The organism is Microbulbifer maximicatervae (SeqCode), from assembly GCF_052467385.1.
In genome coordinates, this window is sequence record NZ_CP174311.1 from 3,132,219 (window position 1) to 3,149,981 (window position 17,763).

Below are 17,763 nucleotides of genomic sequence, written 5' to 3' on the forward strand. Positions count from 1 at the left end.
ATCCAGACAACACCAAAAAGGCTGACATTCAAACAGCCAAACGCCAAAACAAAGAAAAGGAAAGAGAATGGACCTTTACGGATACTTTCGCTCATCCGCCAGCTACCGAGTGCGTATCGGGCTCAACTTGAAAGGCCTGGAATACGAGTATCACCCGGTAAACCTGCTCAAGGGAGACCAGCACGGAGACGACTACCGCACGTTGAATCCACACGGGCTACTGCCAACCCTGAATAATGGCGAAACCAGTCTCACCCAATCCCTCGCCATTTTGGAATGGCTGGATGAAACCCATCCAGAACCAGCGCTACTTCCAAAAGCCCCTGAGGCCCGCGCACATATCCGCGCGCTCGCGCAAAGTATTGCCAGCGATATTCAACCTATACAGAACCTCAGGGTTCTGCAGTACCTTCAGGCTGAACTCAAAGTCAGTGATGAGCAAAAAACTCAATGGATTCAGCACTGGATACACCTGGGCTTCTCGGCGCTGGAGAAGCAATTAAGACCCTCGCCTTTCGCCGCTGGAGACAATCCAGGGTTGTTCGAGTGTTGCTTACTCCCGCAAGTATACAGTGCGGAACGCTTTGGCCTGGATATGACCCAGTACCCCAAAATCCAGAAAATCACAGACGCTTGCAATGAACTGCCGGCCTTTATTAAAGCCCACCCCTCAGAACAACCCGACTGTATTGTGTAGTACTCTTTTATGGATGCCTGGTCTCATCGGGCATCCTTCATACACTCGAAAATTTCACTACTTGCCACATGTCATTGGCTGTGGTTAATATCCCTGTCCAAACTTGAAAATAACTCGAATAATAATATTCCCCACTGCTGTAGCTAATCAGCCGAGGTCATCAGTATGAACTCCCAAGACCAGATCTCCCCCAAAGAAAAAGAAGTCATTAAGCATGTCAAGAAGCTGAAGAGCTTTTACCAACACCTAATCACCTATTTATTAGTTATCTCGGGACTAGTAATTGCCAACTTAATACTCGCCCCCGGATACTTATGGTCACTCTGGGCGGCATTTGGCTGGGGTATAGGGCTCGCCTCCCATGCAATTAGCACCTTCAATTTATTTAATTTCTTTGGTGAAGATTGGGAGAGAAAGCAGATAGATAAGAGAATGGGGCGTAAATAGCAATAAATCGTGCGCGATGGAGCATCGCCAAATACAAGCATATGCTTTAGATGTTAGAGTACTTTCCTTAAAGTACTCTTCTCCTAGCCTCTCACTGTCAACGCAAAAATTCCAAACACTTGCCTACTTACGAACAATTACCTGTAATCTAAATAAAAATCTACGCATCCCAAGCCGTTTGAAAAAAACAGTTAATTAACAGGCTTAAATTATCGAGCTCTGGTAACAAAGTATTAACACACTTTTTATATAACAAATAATAAATATACTATTAAAACGATAACAGGAACCCCAATGTCCTTCCTCAAAGTCTCTACAGGCGCTCTATGTCTATCACTTTGGATATCTATACCCAGCATCAGTAAAGCTGACACTTTTCACTGGCCCGATTACCAAGCAGAAGCGGCCACCAGTGAGCATCGTATTGATGAGCTTTATTACTTACAGCCCCATAACAGCTATGAGCGGCTAGAAGACGGTGAAACACTGACTGACTGGCTCGACAAAGGCTTTCGATCACTGGAAATCGATGTCGTAGATCACGGTTCCTGGCAAGGTAGCAGCCATGGACCCCATGTTGCTCATGGACAAAACGACATCGGTAATCACATGTGCAATAGCAACGGAGACGATGATCGTCTGGAACACTGTCTGGACGATATAAAATCCTGGCTCTCCGTTAACACTATTGAAGCGCCAATAATGCTGTATATCGATATGAAAACCAATTTAGATTGGTTTAACGCCTGGTATGCAGATGAAATTTATTTACTTGACCAGTATATCCAACAAGAGCTGGGCGACCTCCAGTACAGCTACCAGGATATGCTTACATATTTACAACAAATTTCTTCCTCAGAAAATTACCGTACCACGCTTACAAGTACGGGATGGCCTAGCGTTGGCAACTTATTAAATAACGGCAAAAAAGTAATCGTTATTTTTACCGGAGGACAGTCAGGCAACGTCAATAATCGAATGGAATCCGCATTAGACTCCTACGCGATGAGCGCATTTTTATGTCCTGATATAGATACCGCAGATCCAGAAGAATTTACCAGCTCCATTGATTCAATAGACAGCAGTAGTTCGCAAAGAATATTTTGCGGCAATGTCCAGGCTGGCGATCATTACCAGATAACAGCCAACGCAGCCGCTGAAACCAAACAGCTGATGCACCTATGGGATAGTTCTGGCGATTTTAGCAATACCGACTATGGCTACATATTTACAGCAATCGCACATGGTGCCACTGCAATCGGGATGGATCCTGATACAGTCGCAACCACCCCCAATTATACTGGCACGGCAATTCCTTTTGTCGGAGTAAGGAGAAGTCTTCCTGGCTATTTGAGAATCCGTTCTGCCTCAAATGCTGACTTGTGCATGACCGTCTCCCAGGGCTATAGCAATGGCTCAAACCTAAATATGAATAACTGTGGCTCCAGCAATGAACAGCAGTTTGTTTATACTGCTGAAGGCCAACTCCGTCCCAAGGGTAATAATAAATACTGTGTTGACTTCAACACTGGCTCTGCTGATAACGGCGATAAAATGCACCTGTGGGATTGTGACGGCGGCAATTCGGAAAAATGGCAAATCCAGGAAAGTGGGGCCATCCAAAATCGCGATAAGAACTGGACCTACTGTATAGACGCACCGGGTAGTTCAACCGAAGAGGGTGAGCGTCTTCAGGTTTACAAGTGTGATAAGAATGACAAAAGCCAACAGTTCGTTTTAGAGCCTGTCGATGATTGGGAGCAGAGTAGCTTTTGAATTCGAGTTACAAAAAAAAGGGCGCCTTTACAGGCGCCCTTTTTTCAAAGATCCCAGCATTATGGGGCCCTTGTAAAAACATGCGTTATTGGGAAAGTAAGCTCTGGACAGTTAATCCAATTCACCTGCTTCACACTGTCTCCAATCACCGAACATGCCATCGTCGGCAGCAACCCAGGTTTCATAGGTGAAGGTCAACTCCGGAATCTCTTTAATATTGAAAGAGAAGTGGAAACCTTCTGCTTTGTCATCGGTACGAATACACGGTACCGCTGGCATCCAGGTCTTAAAGTCTAAAGACTCCCCTTCACTGATAACCTGCCCCTCTACCAAACCTTCAAACCAGGGAGTAAGACTTTCCAAATCACCATTGATATGCTTAACCTGAACATTTTCAATCGTGTAGTCGGAATCAACAGCAGTCAAAGACCACTGCAGATATTCCTCTTCCGTGGCAGAAGTATCCCACTGCAGGTTAGACGGAGTGCCGTAGCTTGGAATATTTTCGTACGGCATCGGCAGCCACAGGCTCTCGTCCCAGGAGTTAATGTTGCGCAGACGTACACCCTTAGCTTCACTCATGGGCTCAACTTCTACAACAAAATCGTATTCCGGCGCATCGTCAATCAAGTCCGTGGCGTAGTAGCGGAAAATATAGGTGCCCGCCTTTGAAAATACTGTGCCAGCTGTATTTTCACAATCTTCACTGTCGGGGTAACTGGTGAATTCACCACCTTCCGGTGCACTTATCAGTTCTTCGTAGGTAAACACTTCGTCACCATCAGCATCTACTACTACTGGACGATGCAATAGGGACATACACGGCAAGATTTGGTAATAATCTTCGTCAGTGGACAATCTACCCCAGTTACGCGCCCAAACTACAGAGCGGATTTCTGGTGCTGTGTTGGAAACTTTTGCAAGACCATCATCTTCAGAATAGGTCTTAGCATATAAACCACGATCATCACTGACAATCAAACGTGCAGTGTAGGAACCCGGCACATCGGTAACAACTTGAGCACGGCGAAGCTCTCCACTCTCAGGCTCGGTGATTGGCTCAATTACGGCATTACTGCCATCGGGCTTGTCAACCAACTCCCAGTGGAATTCCATTGGATCATCATTAGGATCGCTACTGGAGGCATCGAACACCAAGGCATCCCCAACGAGCACAGACTTGGATTGGGCTTCAACACCACGGGTAGAAGGATAACCATTTACGTCACCGATCTTCGCCTCCATGGTTGCTTCCAAGTCGATTTGGTTAGCCCCGTCAGAAACGGTCATGCTTACACGATATGTACCAACCACATCCAGCTCTTGGATTTTTTTACCCATTGGTTTCCAAGAACCAATATCTACCAACTCGGCAACACTGCCTTCAGGTTTTTCGATCAATTCTGCATCAATAATTTGCAGAGCATCACCCTCAGGGTCATAGCCAACAAAATTAAACTCGGCACGAAGACCCAACTCTTGCTCACCAATACTGTAGGACGGGTAGTAACCAGTAGCCTCTATCTCACCAATTGGAGCTTCATTCACCTCAGCTTCAGAATCAGCCTCAACTACAATGGTAACTTCGCGCTCTTCACTCTTTCTGGCACCATCAAAAACAAACAATATTAGGTTGTAAGTATCTGCTGCAATAGGAGTGAATTTAACGGTAGAAGTTGTCTCGCCTTCCAATTCAGGAACCGGAACACCATCAGTTTCAACTGGGCTGTATGCCCACTTCCAACGGTACTGCAGAGAATTACCTTCAGGGTCGTAACTCTCGCTCGCATCCAATACAACTTCTTCGCCAAGAGTAATAGTCTGGTCTTCTGTTACTGCAACAGGTGGAGCATCACCAGCGGAAACAGTTACCAGAACTTCCGCGGGCTCACTGGCAACTCCGTTATAAGTGACAACTAACTCAAGTCTGTAGTCACCTTCGACATCCAAATGCAAAGTGGCTTGACTAGAGTCACTGTTAGTCAGGTATGCAGCACTATCGAGCGGTTTTTCAACCAAGGACCACAAATACTCCAGATCTCCAGTCTCATTGGTTGGAGGAGTACTCAAGCTGCCATCGAGCCCCAGAGTATCAGTTCCCAGGATAATACTGTGCACCGGCTCAGTAATGGCCACTGGATTCGGGCTGGTTGCAGTCAGGGTCATACGAGCCGCTTCACTGGTTTCAGTGCCGTCATCTACAATCAGGCTCACCACATAGTCGCCCGGGAGATCGGCAGTAAATTCAGTGTAGGCATCTTCAGTGCTGGTCAGCTCTGCCAAGCTAAGCTCAGGCCACTCAATCAGCTCCCAACGGTAAGTCAGGCTTGCATCTCGCGGGCTACTGCTATCAGTACCGTTCAACTGGACAGTAACATCGCCATCTGCCAGCGAGAAAGTGGTATCAGCAGGAGACAGCAAGCTGAAACTGGCAGTGGGCTTTTCCACCTTGTTATTTGAACCACCGCCGCCACCACAGGCAACGAGTACGAGAGACAGGCACAGCGTGGCCCAAAGGGCTAGTGCTCTTTTCATCTGTGATACTCCGATCGATTAATACTGATAAGTGAGACTGAGCCTTGCCGTGCGACCCGGGGCAGGGACCAAGCCAAGACTCAAAGCATCGAGGTAATATTTATCGTTAACATTGTCGACGGTGAAATCCACTGACAAGCTATCGTTTAATTTGTAACTGGTATAAACATCCACCACTTGGTAGCTGTGCCATAAAACAGGCTCATTAAAACTGGTCGGCGCGTTGTAGCGGGGAATAGAATTCCGCTCACCAACAAAGGTACCACGCACACCCAGCTCCAATTTTTTCTGGAGTAAACGCAGACCGAAATGGGCGCTGGCATGCCAGTTGGGTGGGATCATGTTATTGATATAACTTTCCGGAATGCCCCAATCTGTGCAGGAGTAGCGTACATAGCTGGCAACGTTGCATACTTCAATATGGCTGTACTTGGTGCCACTCAATTCGAGTAACCACCAGTGGGCGTCATACCCTAGATTCAGCTCCCAACCTTTAAGATCAAGGCTATCGATATTGCGCATACGGAAAAAGTCGAGCCCATCCTGCTCCTCCTCCCAAGCATTCGGCTGGGTACGGGTCAGGTAGTCATCTACATGGTTTTCAAAATAGGCAACTTTTGTACGCAACTGGTGATTAGCCTCAAATAATTGACCATTGAGATAATTAATTCCAACTTCATTATTTTTGGCATGCTCTGGCTTTAAAGGAATATCCAGCGCGGGGCTCACTGACCAGCCGGAAGTATTTTCAAACAGACTCGGCATGCGCAAGGCTTGCGCGTGGCGAGCATAAAATTGCAAACCAGTGATTGGCTCCCAGGTTAAAACCACCATTGGTGCAGTGCCGGAGTGGCTATTGCTGTAGTGAACATCCAGACAACCACCTTCACCATCGGCCACACAAGCGGGGTCACTGGTGCTTAATGGAAGTGCATTGTTATCTTTAGAGGAGAAACGTGTGTAGCGAAGTCCGGCTTCCAGAGTCCACTCCGGCCACGGCTGCCACTCCATACCTGTAAATGCACTGAATTCTTTGCGCCAACCATTGCGGGAACCGGTATAAAAACTATCAGTTGCCGGGGTATCGGTATCCATGTCTTCCCACTGGGCAGAAATACCGTAGTCCCAACGTAACTCACCCATCGGGTAGAAGCGCATACTATTGGTGATATCCAACCCAAAACGCTGGTAATCATCAGTTCGCGCTGTATTGTCTTCCAGGTCGATAGAGCCAACATCCGGGGTATTCAGGTCAGTTACCGCATCGGTATGCCAGAAATTAATACGCAGATCTGCCCAGTCATATTCAACAGGTTGCCAGCGGTAACGAGCGGTATAAGTTTGATTCAGCACCTCACTGTCAAGCCACTGGCGCGCCTGCCCAAAAGAAACAATCTGGGAGGGCATCATTTCGCCATAAATGCTGTTATAGCGCAGGTAGCTCAATTCCAGGCTCTGGTCCTTTGGCAGATGGAGGCTGCTTTTTAATAACCAGGAGTCACTAGAAAAATTGGTATTGGGGATTTGCTCGCCCGCGCGGAATGGAGATGCCCCTACAAGAGTGACCGGGGTTTCGGTATACCAGGCCAACTCTTGAGATTCGCCAACAATCACTTCCGGCGCGGGACCATCAGTACCCGCATAGTAATTGCCCTGCTCACGTTGAGCGTGGGCCACCACCAAATCACCCCACTCAAAACGCTGGGCGCCTGCAAAACTCGCCGCGTAACCTTCGAAATCCAACAAGCTGGGACTGTCCATACCGTAATCAGGCGCAAAGCTCTCCGGCATTGCATAGTCGTCTGTGCAATAGCTGGCAAAGCGACAATCGGAGCGATATGCATTTCGCGGCAGGTAATAGCCAGCATAAGTGCCCGGCTCTGGAGCCTCACTATTGTTTCCGATACCACTGACACGAACACGGAAACCCGACAATTCGCCGGGTTTTACGACATCTTCCGCTCTCAGGGTATTTACACTGACAACGCCACCGGTAGCGCCAGTGCCCTCGGCACCCATTACTGGGCCTTTATCAATACGCAAGGACCCAATCAGATCTGGGTCAATATAACTGCGACTGGAAACCCCGGCATAACCGCGATAAATCGTTGTTTCCTGACGACTGCCATCGATTAAGACAGGAACCCTCCCCTGCCCTTGCATACCGCGAATATTGACATCCAGACCACCGGAATTGCGGTTTTCACTGATAAGTACACCGGGGGTGCCCTGAAAAATATCGCCAACACTGGTACCGCGAAAGCGCTCAATATTTTCCTGGGTGAGAATATTTACTGAACCGGACTCGCGAAATACCTGGTCTTTTTCACCGCCATCACGAGTCTCAACCTGAATGCTGTCCAGCACCATCAGATCCTGCTCGCCAGCGGACTGGATCAGCCAGGCACCACTACCAACGGGAACCGCTTGCAGGTTGGTACCGCGCAACAAGCTCAACAGAGCTTCTTCTGCACGATAGCTACCAAATAGTGCTGGAACAGAAATAGTTTCCACCAGGTTCTCGTCGAAAGAGAGCGTTACCCCAGCCTGACGCGAGTAGAGGTTGAGCACATCTCCCAGATTACCCGCAGGCAAACTGAATTCGATCAACGCTGTATTGCCCTGCTGGGCTTGCGCAAAACTCGATACGGGAACTACGGCCAACAACAGTGCCAACAAGGTGGGCAAAATATGTTTTGGGGCGCGGGACTGCATTTAAGCGGCTTCCTATTCTCAGGTGTATAACTAGGAAGCCGAACGAAAATCAAAAACCCGTAATCTAAATGAGAATTATTTTGTTTTTTTTGCTTCGGAGGGAAAACTAGCAATCAAAAGCGTCATCAAAAATAAAAAATGACACCTTCTGATAACTTTTTGTGGTCATCTGGCAATAAGAGCAGGAATTAAAGGTTGCCCGTTCCGAAAAAACCGTCAGCCCTGCAATTGAATCGTTGCCCACCAGCGCGTGGTATAGCTCAGTTCAGCTCCCGCCGAACGCGCCAATATTTTTAGGATGGTGTCGATATCGTGAAGCTGGAAAACCCCGGAAACCTGATGATCTCTTAATGCCGGATCACAGCGTAAAAAACCAACACGATAGCGAGACAACTCTTCAAGCAGTGCCCCTAATGGCATGCTCCGAGCTGAAAGCACCCCGTCAATCCATCCGCTGTAATCAAACATCTTGCTGTCCAGAGCGAGTGAACCGGCTCCAGTAAGACGATAAGCCTCACCCGCTTTAACTGCAAAGGGCTCTATATCCGCACTCGGCTGAACCTGCACCCCACCTTCCACAACCTGCAAAATCGTGTGGTCATCGCCATTGCGGACAAAAAAGCGCGAGTCACGGGAAATCAGCTGCCCCTGAGGCACCGATACCTGCATTGGCCTCGGGTCAGCGGCACTGGTCAAGTGCATTTCACCTTTAGTCAGAACAAGGGAACGGATTGCTGTGCCCGATTCCCATTCAATGGCACTACCGGTGTTTAGCCAGACTTGGCTCTTATCATCCAGAGTATATTGGGCCGGCTTAGAACCAGAGGAATAATCGGCAGACATATACTTCAGCAAACCGGTGTCATATCCCACCAGGCCAACGGCAAAAGCCCCAAGGACACCACCGCCCATGGTTTTAAGAGCAGCCCTGCGATTTAAACGGCGAATTTCTGCATCGGTTTGATTGAGGGTGGAATGGGCCAAACGCGGCGCTCGGCGAGCCACCGTATCTAGAGGTGACTCCATCCGCTCAAAACGCTGCCACGCCAGTTCATGCAGAGGGTCCGCCGAACGCCATTGACTGCAAGCATCGCGCTCTGAGTCAAGCGCCTCGCCGGAACCCAGGCGAACGCGCCAGCTAACGGCTTGCAACAGTACTGCTTCAGGAATTTTTTCTCTATTTTTTTCTGGGGCGTTTGACATCAGCAAGCAAGTTCCAAGTCCATAGAAAATTATTCGTTATCGTACGCAGCGGCATAGCACTTGAGCATGGCTTTTGCGATATATTTCTCTACTGAGGAAAGGCTTAGCCCCTGCTGCTCAGCCACCTGGCGGTATGTTAAGCCGTCTAGTCTCGCCATTAGAAATACCGTTTTCTCTATCGGGCGCAGACCACTGAGCAATTGATCAATTTGCTCCAAAAGCCCCAATAGCTCCCACTTATCTTCCGGGGAGGGACATTCCGGTTCCGGCAAATTTTCCAGCAGCGCTAAATAATTTTTCTCCAGCACTTGGCGACGGGCTTGGTCGATCAGCAGGTTCCCGGCCACTTTGGTTAACCAGGCCCTCGGGCTTCGAATCCCCGCAGGCAGGCTCGGCCTATCCAGCAGACGAATAAAAGTGTCCTGAGCTAAATCCTGGGCATTATCAACACCGGAAGTTCGGCGCGCAATCCAACGGACAAGCCACTCGTGGTGCTCTTGGTAAAGCTCATCAAATCCTGGGGTTGAAGGGGTTTCCGGGGCCAAAACTCAGACCTTGCGCTGTAATCTTTTGAGGGCGGGGACTGTAAATGATATCTATTCTCATTTAAAGTAGCTGAGCTGAGAATGTTATATCAATTTGGAATAACCCGGTGAATTTTTCAAAAAATATTGATCAACGGGATGGGTTAATTTGAATTTGGTCCGTCACCCATTACAAAGCCACCGGAATAACCGGGCGGTTATTGTTTAATTTGTTTTGGAAAAATCCCGTGAGCAACCCAGCAGAATGCCAATCCGTTGAACCAACAGAGCCCACCTTTTCCGCTTGGCTGAAAGAAGGCACTAATACGACCCACGAGAGTCTAGATCAACGCATTATGTCCCTGTCACCATTTTCCAATCGCGAGCGATATGCACTGTTTGTTCGCACGCAGTCGCGATTGCATCAAGCGGTATCTGATTGGTTTCAAAGTGACGAATTAAATAATTTTTTGCCCGGCCTGAAAGAGAGAGACCGCTCTGAAGCAGTCCTCCAGGACTGTGCTGATTTCGAAATGCCCGAGAGCGATTTAAAAGCTGATCAACAAGCCGCAGCAGAAGTCACAATTACTGATTTCCACTCTGCACTGGGCTGGCTCTACGTAGTTGAAGGCTCCAACTTAGGAGCGGCATTCCTTCTCAAGTACGCGCGCAAACATCTGGATTTATCAGAAGAGTTCGGCGCACGCCACTTGGCAGGACATGAAGACGGTCGCGGGTTACACTGGCGCCAATTCAAAACTGCGTTAGATGCTCTTGAACTCAACCAAGAGCAAAAAGAAGTAGCCCTCAATGGGGCCAAACAAGCCTTTGCTTTTGCACGACAAAATGTCGAACAATTATTAGCGCCCGCTACACCCTAATTTATTTTTCACCTGAAGCCAGGAGTCGGTAATGAAAATCTGGACTGTAATTTTATTGTGCCTGCTAGGCAGCACATTGGGCCCATTGCCGGCTTTAGCGCAGGAAAATAATTCCAACTCAAGCGAACAAAGCAATACAGAAATAGTTCTCGAGGGAGATGTGGAAACCTCCGTGGGGTTGCAAGAAAATCAAGACAACTCTACCTCGACTGCAACCTCCAACATTGGAGATACCGCTTTCAGCGCACACGATTTATCTCCCATGGGAATGTATCACGCCGCGGATATCGTCGTTAAAAGCGTAATGATCGGCCTACTGTTGGCCTCGGTTTTAACCTGGGCGATTTGGCTTTTTAAAACCTTGCAGCTGGTAATAACACGTCGCAAGGCCAAACAATTATTGGCAACCCTGATCCAAAGCAAGACGTTCGCCAATGCTGAATCAAAGCTTTCAGGCCAAACCGGCGGTGCCCTGTTATTGGTAGAAGCGAGTCGCCACGAACTCGACTTATCTTCAGGTGGCCCAGTGTCAGATGACGGCTTAAAAGAACGTGTTCTGGCTCGCCTGGAAAGAGTCCAAGCTTCTCTCGCTACCGACATGAACCGTGGCACCGGAATTCTGGCAACCATCGGTTCCGTCGCCCCCTTTGTCGGTTTATTTGGAACTGTTTGGGGCATCATGAACAGTTTCATCGGTATCGCAAAAACCCAAACCACAAACCTGGCCGTAGTGGCTCCAGGTATTGCCGAAGCCCTGCTGGCAACTGCGATCGGCCTGGTTGCTGCAATTCCGGCGGTAGTGATCTACAACTACTTTTCCCGGGCTATCGGCAATTATCGTGCGGTATTGGCCGATAATGTCACCGCCTTAATGGTACTGATTAGTCGGGACCTGGATCGCCATCATCCAAATGCGCGCCCGCTCGCCGAACTGGTTAGCGCGAACAAAAAGCGCGCAGTACCGCAGGTTCAGGGCGTCAACTAATGGCATTCAATCTCAACAGCAGCAATAGCGAAGAACTGCCAGAACAGCACGATATCAATGTCACACCTTTTATCGATGTAATGCTGGTATTGCTAATTATTTTTATGGTTGCGGCTCCGTTGGCCACTGTAAGCGTGCCCGTCAATCTACCCTCGGCGACAGCTCCACAACAACCCCAGGCAGAAGATCCGAAATATCTCACCCTGCAAAAGGACCTCACCCTGACTCTCGGTGAGGACAAAGTTATTGTGCGGGAGAACTTAGCTGCTGAACTCCGGGCAAATGAAATTGGCACAGAACAGCAAATCCTGCTGCGTGCCGACAGCAAAGTGGAATATGGGGATTTGATGGACCTGATGAACCGCCTTGCCAGTGCCGGATACCAGAAAATCGCTCTGGTAGGTCTGGATAAACCGGCGACCGTAAACCAATGAGCCTCTTGGCCGGCCCGAAGGTAAAATCTGCGAAGCGTCCGCGATTTTTTCTATCGCTCTGCGCCTTTTGCTGTGCCCTAGCCCTTCACGGACTTATTGCCGTCTATTTTTTATGGCAACCCAAATCCGAACTGGCACTTCCGCCTGCTGCAGCACCACAGGTATTTGAAGTCAGTATGGTAGCCGCTCCAGTGGCACCACCCACGTCGCTACCGGTAGGTCCTCAACAACAGGAATCCTCTCCCGCAAACCAGCAGAGCAACGAGCCACAAAAAACCTCTGCGCAGTCAGAGCCTGTTATTTTGCCAGAAGCCCCCTCGGAAATTGCCATTGAGAAGCCCGAAGAGGAGCCCCCCACGGAGGAAAAGGAAGAGACCCCTGAGCCAGTGGAAGAGAAGGAAATCGCACAGCAACAAGACTCCAGTGGAGAGGCTACTGGAGAAACTGTTGTTGAAGAAACATCAGCCCCTCTCGCGGCAGATGTAGCAGAAGCAGAGCAAGCTGCGGCACCGGAAGTGGGCGCCTTGAACCAGAGGGAATCACAAGCCAGATTAACCTGGCAGAACCAATTACAGGCTCACCTTGAGCGAAGAAAACGCTACCCCCGTAGCGCCCAAATACGGCGTCAACAAGGTATTCCCTGGGTACAATTCACGATGGACAGAAAAGGCAAAGTACTAAAGGTTGAGCTGCACCGAGCCAGTGGCATATCGTCTCTCGACCGAGAAGTCGTGGCCTTGGTGCGCAGGGCAGAACCACTGCCTAGACCACCAGAAGAGGTACCCGGTGATCCTCTGACAATGGCCGTTCCGGTCGAATTTTTTATTCGTTAACCAAAATAAATTGCTTTCTCAGAACTGGGAGGCCTGGCTTCACATAAACCAGAAAGTCACCTCCCTGGACAGAGGAAATCATCCACATAATCCGTTACCCTGCACTAGCGACCTATCGGCCTGCTGACTCTATTGACTAGGTGCTGGGCAAACTGCTTATGAGCAAGCAGACCAAGCGGACAAATATTGTTACTTTTGATGCACAACTACTGCAATAAGCTAGAAGGTAGAGGTACCGAATGAAAGAATCCACTGAAGACAGCGTAATGTCCTACACCCCGCCGTTGGCAAAGGGCTGGATGCGCTGGCTGTGGGGCGCCGCTGCTTGCTTTTTTATCGCCCTTGGCATTATCGGAGCCATTCTTCCCGGCCTGCCGTCGGCTGTATTTATTGTCCTCGGTGCCTGGGCCGCATCACGCAGCTCCCAGCGCCTGCACCAATGGATCGAAGAACACCATCTCTTTGGGCATCTATTGCGGACTTGGCGCAGTGGTTATGTAAGCCGCAGAACCAAGTTACTGGCCAGCCTGACAATGGCTATATCCCTAGCTTTTGCCATCCTTCATATCAGTAATATTTACCTTCTTTGCTTTACCATTGGCGGCATCAGCTGCGGCGCCTACTGGATTTGGTCCCGGCCGGAACCCAGGGAGTAGACAGCGCTACTTTCTACCCCTATTTGGCAGCAGACACCCGTAGATTTTAGCGCTATAGTCCCCCAACAAGGATTTGTCTGGGGGACAGGATGTACAACGTAGTACTTTTTTTTCACCTTCTAGGTGCAACAATTTGGACCGGTGGGCATCTGATACTTGCCTGCACAATACTACCCAAAGTTTTACGGGATAAGGATGTAGCTTTTCTTTCCCGGTTTGAAAGCAGCTACGAAAAGATTGGCATCCCCGCCCTGCTCATTCAAATACTCTCCGGGCTATATCTCTCATATACCCTACTGCCTGACTTATCGCAGTGGTTCAACTTCTCCAATCCAATTTCTCGCCTGGTATCCTTCAAACTGATTCTTTTGGCATGCACTTTCTTACTGGCAATTGACGCAAGGCTGCGAATCATTCCAAATCTTTCTGAAAAAAATCTCACTGCACTGGCATACCATATTATCCCAGTTACAGTACTGTCCGTTCTCTTTGCTTTTGTTGGAATTTCATTTCGAACGGGATGGTTGTTTTAGATTGCGCCCCAGCGCACATACTGCTGAATCAGAAGGAAAAGCCAAAAACATCCCCACTGACTTGCTTGATCGATATACTAAGCAAAAATGAGATATGACAGGAGTTCGGGGTTTGTCTATAGCTGAATACTATGAAGTGATTTTCGATACACTAGAAAAAAATGAATCCATCCAAGACGGCCTTGAAAACCTTTCTTTTTGGGCTGATGGCCGAACTCCCAATTTGGCATGGCTAAAGCTGCCCACTATGCTAGGAACGGATGAACTTGACCTAGCCCAAACATGGTTCGATACAGAACTGGTAGCTGCTGGGGGCTCGCTTCCTCCTTCAATCCTATATTTCGAGCTACGTGAATTCAGAGATAGTATTGGCCGGGAATTCCCAGATATCAGCTTAACTCTACTTCCTCAACTATTTAAAAGCAGACAGGATTGGATATATTCAAAATCTGATTTGGGCTCGAGATATTTGAGAAATATTGCAGCCTTGTGTAAAGGAGCTAACAAGCCGAAACACCTAAATAGAGACGGATACATTGGTTTCAGCTTATGCTATACATCCCTCTTAGCGCGAGAACTCTGCAAAAACGAACAACTTCTCCAATACAGTGACGAAGCACCTATTAAGATTGTTGTTGGATTTTCTTCTGGAGACCTTCTTGAGATTATGCGCATATCCAACGGCTTGATTTATTACGAACGTCGCTTTGCGCAGCTAGAGAGCCTGTAAATAGTTCGCTATATTTCTGTAGACTTTGAAGACCCGCCCCATGGAGCACTGATGGTATGAGCATCCTGGCTTCCCTCAGCCGTTAGATAGTTTGTATACCAAAAAACAAACTGGCACAAACAAGCCAACTATCACAATAATTTTATACTGCCCCAAAATAGCATCTATTACTCAAGGAAAAAACTAATGGAACTAGCAATTTATCAAGTAGATGCCTTTGCCTCCGAGGTATTTGAAGGTAATCCCGCTGCTGTATGCCCTCTTGATAACTGGCTTGCGGATGATACGCTGCAAAAGATAGCTGAGGAAAACAATCTCTCTGAAACCGCATTCTTTGTTAAAAATGAAGATTCCTTTTCTCTGAGATGGTTTACTCCTGAGGCAGAAGTAGATTTATGTGGCCACGCCACACTCGCAGCTGCCCACGTTCTATTTACTCATTTAAGATACTCAGGCCAAACCATCCAGTTTGATACAAAAAGCGGCCCACTGTTAGTCCAGAGATCGGGAGTTGTCTATAGCATGGACTTTCCGGCTAGCATTCCGGTATCCACAGAAGCACCTGGTGCTCTTATTGATGGCCTCGGCATCACTCCGCAAGAAGTTCTGTGTGCATATGATTATATAGCTGTGTTGGGTAGCGAAACCGATCTAAAATCTGTAAATCCAAATTTTATAAAACTCTCCCAGCTGGATAAACGAGGAGTTGTCATTACCGCTCCTGGGGCAAGTAACGATATTGATTTCGTTAGCCGATGCTTCTATCCAAAATTAAGGGTAAACGAAGACCCTGTGACAGGGTCAGCGCACTGTCAACTGGCACCATATTGGAGCCAACAATTTAAAAAGGATGTACTTTTAGCTAAGCAACTCTCCAAGCGGACTGGACTAATTCACTGCGAACTGCATAGTAACAGAGTCTCTCTCAAGGGAGGCGCTATAGATTATCTTCACGGTAGTATTAAGATTTAATGGCTTGGAACGTTAAATTTATATAAGGAGCCTCTAAATAAATCCGTGATGCTTCTGGCTCACAGAGATATTACGGAATTGTTCAGAAGCTCCATAAGTCATCTTGCTACGTGTTCTCATTGAAAGCTCTTCAGCTCTGCTTAGTGGTAACCTTCCCCCCCCAAAAAACAGAAAAGCTACTATCCGAACCTCCAGTTACAACCTGACTCAACTCCCTAGCCTTTTACTTATCTCAAAGTGAGAACTTAGAGCCTATAGATGTCTTCCCGGCCCAGAATGTGGATCCAGGCAATAGTTAAAGATTGTGCGCCCCTTGTAGTACATCAGTGAATCACCTAACCTTCAAACACGCCCACCATTGAGCGTAATTCGTACAAATAGTCCATCATTTGGACAAAGTCATATGGCTGTCAGGTAGGTGTCGCAAGAACATCGTAACCAATAAGGACTGCCCCCCTGAAAATGGAGATCAATTTTCAGAGGACAGAAGTATGGAAGTGAAAGTTAACTCAAAGAAAATTATTAAACTGAGAACAACTAGGGCTTGGAGTCAACAACAACTAGCCAATGTTGCATCATTAAGCCTTAGAACCATTCAACGGATAGAAAAAAGTGGAAATGCCTCTCAAGATTCAATAAAAGCAATATCTTCAGCATTTTCACTGAAGCCCATAGATATAATCCTTCAGGAAAACCCAAAAATATCAATAGCCAAGCAGGGTAGAAAATATCTCACCGCAATATTGGCCCTGGGTACGACTTTGCTCTTGTATACCTCCTTATCGTCAGCTTCTCCAATAATGCTTAAGGTAGATGCCAGCACCAGAAACGAGAACCTGACCTCCGTCCGCCTCCTCAATAACGAAGGAGATGAAAGCGAAATCCAAATCGAAAACACACTTAGGTTCGAGGTGTCTGCCGAACAAGTTTCTGAAAACCAAATTCGATTGCAGACAAAAATATATGAATTTGGGGCTTCTAGTGGTTATAAGCAGATAGCAAGTCCCATTCTGGTGACAGGGTTCAACCAAGCTGCAGAGGTAGAGTTTAAAACTTCAAACGGAACTCCGTTTAAAATCCAAATTACCCCTGAAATTTAGCCAGCCCAGCAAGGCTGGCACCCCTGCCAACGCCACCAAAATATCTCTTGGGCCTACCTTTTTTGGGTGGGACTGAGAGGTATGCGGTGAGTGACATATATCCTGGCAAAAACTGCCTGCAGCTCCACCCTGTGAAAACAGCCTTCCTGAGGACACCCAATAGTCATTGCAAATAAGTGCACACTTACATTTAGGATAGAATTTTGAAAGCGCAAGAATGCAAGGCTCAGACATTAATCCAAATGCCAACATAAACAATTCTTTACATAGGGATACATCGCCTATTACAACAATATTTTAAGCCGTAAATCATTAGCGGATTAAAAAACAGGAAACGACGATCATCACGACCAAAAGGTGCTACAAGTCACACTTTTAGCATGCAATCCGTGCTAAATTCAGCGCATTCAAGTCGAGGTCAGCTTGATTGATTGCCAGACCGAAAACGCTGGTAAGCTCGCTGTAGGTAGTATTCCAATCATATATTGTTTTGTGCCAATAGGCTCGATACCCATCAGCAGACAATTAGAAGTATGCCCTCCACAAGAGGAAGTAAATATTTACTTACAGGTCGAGCCTGAAGTAAATAGCGAGAATATAGCGATATCAACAGCAATCGCAAAAATCGATCGTAGCTTAAGGTCAGAAGAGCCTCTTCTTCACCTTGATGCAAGCACGAGAAAACGGGCATTGCAACTCTACGAGAGAGACGAAAACTGTAAAAGGACAAAGGAAGTCGTTC

General features: G+C 47.7%; 15 protein-coding genes. 11 read left to right on the forward strand and 4 right to left on the reverse strand.

The window, feature by feature from the left end:
* Positions 1-67: 67 nt before the first annotated feature.
* From maiA to ACJJIR_RS13210, 3 genes are all read left to right on the forward strand, one after another.
* Positions 68-697 carry a maleylacetoacetate isomerase gene (gene maiA / locus ACJJIR_RS13200; RefSeq protein WP_444905707.1) on the forward strand — a complete coding sequence of 210 codons (630 nt, stop codon included), beginning with the start codon at positions 68-70 and terminating at the stop codon, positions 695-697.
* A 165-nt stretch (positions 698-862) separates the two neighbouring features.
* Positions 863-1,144 carry a 2TM domain-containing protein gene (locus tag ACJJIR_RS13205; RefSeq protein ID WP_282933358.1) on the forward strand — a complete coding sequence of 94 codons (282 nt, stop codon included), beginning with the start codon at positions 863-865 and terminating at the stop codon, positions 1,142-1,144.
* A gap of 294 nt (positions 1,145-1,438) precedes the next feature.
* A complete protein-coding gene (locus ACJJIR_RS13210) occupies positions 1,439-2,920 on the forward strand; it encodes a ricin-type beta-trefoil lectin domain protein (protein WP_444905708.1) in 1,482 nt (493 codons plus the stop codon).
* Between the two features lie 111 nt (positions 2,921-3,031).
* Here ACJJIR_RS13210 and ACJJIR_RS13215 read toward each other — a convergent pair whose 3' ends face one another.
* From ACJJIR_RS13215 to ACJJIR_RS13230, 4 genes are all read right to left on the reverse strand, one after another.
* The gene (locus ACJJIR_RS13215; RefSeq protein ID WP_444905709.1) at positions 3,032-5,455 is read right to left on the reverse strand and encodes a PKD domain-containing protein; all 2,424 of its coding nucleotides are present in this window, start codon (positions 5,453-5,455) and stop codon (positions 3,032-3,034) included.
* Between the two features lie 18 nt (positions 5,456-5,473).
* Positions 5,474-8,170 (reverse strand): TonB-dependent receptor, encoded by a 2,697-nt coding sequence (locus tag ACJJIR_RS13220; protein ID WP_444905710.1) that lies wholly within the window; start codon positions 8,168-8,170, stop codon positions 5,474-5,476.
* A 216-nt stretch (positions 8,171-8,386) separates the two neighbouring features.
* Positions 8,387-9,373: a FecR domain-containing protein gene (locus ACJJIR_RS13225; protein WP_444905711.1), complete on the reverse strand. Its 987-nt coding sequence runs from the start codon at positions 9,371-9,373 to the stop codon at positions 8,387-8,389.
* 29 nt (positions 9,374-9,402) lie between these two features.
* A complete protein-coding gene (locus ACJJIR_RS13230; protein ID WP_282933363.1) occupies positions 9,403-9,918 on the reverse strand; it encodes a sigma-70 family RNA polymerase sigma factor in 516 nt (171 codons plus the stop codon).
* A 227-nt stretch (positions 9,919-10,145) separates the two neighbouring features.
* On the opposite strand from ACJJIR_RS13230, the gene ACJJIR_RS13235 reads away from it, so the two are divergent.
* From ACJJIR_RS13235 to ACJJIR_RS13270, 8 genes are all read left to right on the forward strand, one after another.
* Complete coding sequence (locus ACJJIR_RS13235; RefSeq protein ID WP_444905712.1) at positions 10,146-10,778, forward strand: biliverdin-producing heme oxygenase; 633 nt, start codon at positions 10,146-10,148, stop codon at positions 10,776-10,778.
* A gap of 31 nt (positions 10,779-10,809) precedes the next feature.
* Complete coding sequence (gene exbB / locus ACJJIR_RS13240) at positions 10,810-11,763, forward strand: tonB-system energizer ExbB (protein WP_444905713.1); 954 nt, start codon at positions 10,810-10,812, stop codon at positions 11,761-11,763.
* Positions 11,763-12,197 (forward strand): biopolymer transporter ExbD, encoded by a 435-nt coding sequence (locus ACJJIR_RS13245; RefSeq protein WP_444905714.1) that lies wholly within the window; start codon positions 11,763-11,765, stop codon positions 12,195-12,197. The genes exbB and ACJJIR_RS13245 overlap by 1 nt, the downstream gene beginning before the upstream one ends.
* Positions 12,194-13,030: an energy transducer TonB gene (locus ACJJIR_RS13250; RefSeq protein WP_413665228.1), complete on the forward strand. Its 837-nt coding sequence runs from the start codon at positions 12,194-12,196 to the stop codon at positions 13,028-13,030. Before ACJJIR_RS13245 ends, ACJJIR_RS13250 begins: the two co-directional genes overlap by 4 nt.
* A gap of 239 nt (positions 13,031-13,269) precedes the next feature.
* Positions 13,270-13,686: a YbaN family protein gene (locus ACJJIR_RS13255; protein ID WP_108732723.1), complete on the forward strand. Its 417-nt coding sequence runs from the start codon at positions 13,270-13,272 to the stop codon at positions 13,684-13,686.
* A gap of 645 nt (positions 13,687-14,331) precedes the next feature.
* The gene (locus tag ACJJIR_RS13260) at positions 14,332-14,949 is read left to right on the forward strand and encodes a hypothetical protein (protein ID WP_444905715.1); all 618 of its coding nucleotides are present in this window, start codon (positions 14,332-14,334) and stop codon (positions 14,947-14,949) included.
* 186 nt (positions 14,950-15,135) lie between these two features.
* Positions 15,136-15,921 (forward strand): PhzF family protein, encoded by a 786-nt coding sequence (locus ACJJIR_RS13265; RefSeq protein ID WP_444905716.1) that lies wholly within the window; start codon positions 15,136-15,138, stop codon positions 15,919-15,921.
* A gap of 491 nt (positions 15,922-16,412) precedes the next feature.
* On the forward strand, positions 16,413-17,021 hold the full coding sequence (locus tag ACJJIR_RS13270) for a helix-turn-helix transcriptional regulator (protein WP_444905717.1): 609 nt from the start codon (positions 16,413-16,415) through the stop codon (positions 17,019-17,021).
* Positions 17,022-17,763 lie beyond the last annotated feature (742 nt).

Bases quoted from the DNA above. Each gene is read 5' to 3' on its own strand.
- ACJJIR_RS13220 (WP_444905710.1), bottom strand. From the start codon at position 8,170: ATGCAGTCCCGCGCCCCAAAACATATTTTGCCCACCTTGTTGGCACTG.
- ACJJIR_RS13265 (WP_444905716.1), top strand. From the start codon at position 15,136: ATGGAACTAGCAATTTATCAAGTAGATGCCTTTGCCTCCGAGGTATTT.
- ACJJIR_RS13250 (WP_413665228.1), top strand. From the start codon at position 12,194: ATGAGCCTCTTGGCCGGCCCGAAGGTAAAATCTGCGAAGCGTCCGCGA.
- exbB (WP_444905713.1), top strand. From the start codon at position 10,810: ATGAAAATCTGGACTGTAATTTTATTGTGCCTGCTAGGCAGCACATTG.
- ACJJIR_RS13225 (WP_444905711.1), bottom strand. From the start codon at position 9,373: ATGTCAAACGCCCCAGAAAAAAATAGAGAAAAAATTCCTGAAGCAGTA.
- ACJJIR_RS13255 (WP_108732723.1), top strand. From the start codon at position 13,270: ATGAAAGAATCCACTGAAGACAGCGTAATGTCCTACACCCCGCCGTTG.
- ACJJIR_RS13205 (WP_282933358.1), top strand. From the start codon at position 863: ATGAACTCCCAAGACCAGATCTCCCCCAAAGAAAAAGAAGTCATTAAG.
- ACJJIR_RS13215 (WP_444905709.1), bottom strand. From the start codon at position 5,455: ATGAAAAGAGCACTAGCCCTTTGGGCCACGCTGTGCCTGTCTCTCGTA.
- ACJJIR_RS13270 (WP_444905717.1), top strand. From the start codon at position 16,413: ATGGAAGTGAAAGTTAACTCAAAGAAAATTATTAAACTGAGAACAACT.
- ACJJIR_RS13210 (WP_444905708.1), top strand. From the start codon at position 1,439: ATGTCCTTCCTCAAAGTCTCTACAGGCGCTCTATGTCTATCACTTTGG.
- ACJJIR_RS13245 (WP_444905714.1), top strand. From the start codon at position 11,763: ATGGCATTCAATCTCAACAGCAGCAATAGCGAAGAACTGCCAGAACAG.
- maiA (WP_444905707.1), top strand. From the start codon at position 68: ATGGACCTTTACGGATACTTTCGCTCATCCGCCAGCTACCGAGTGCGT.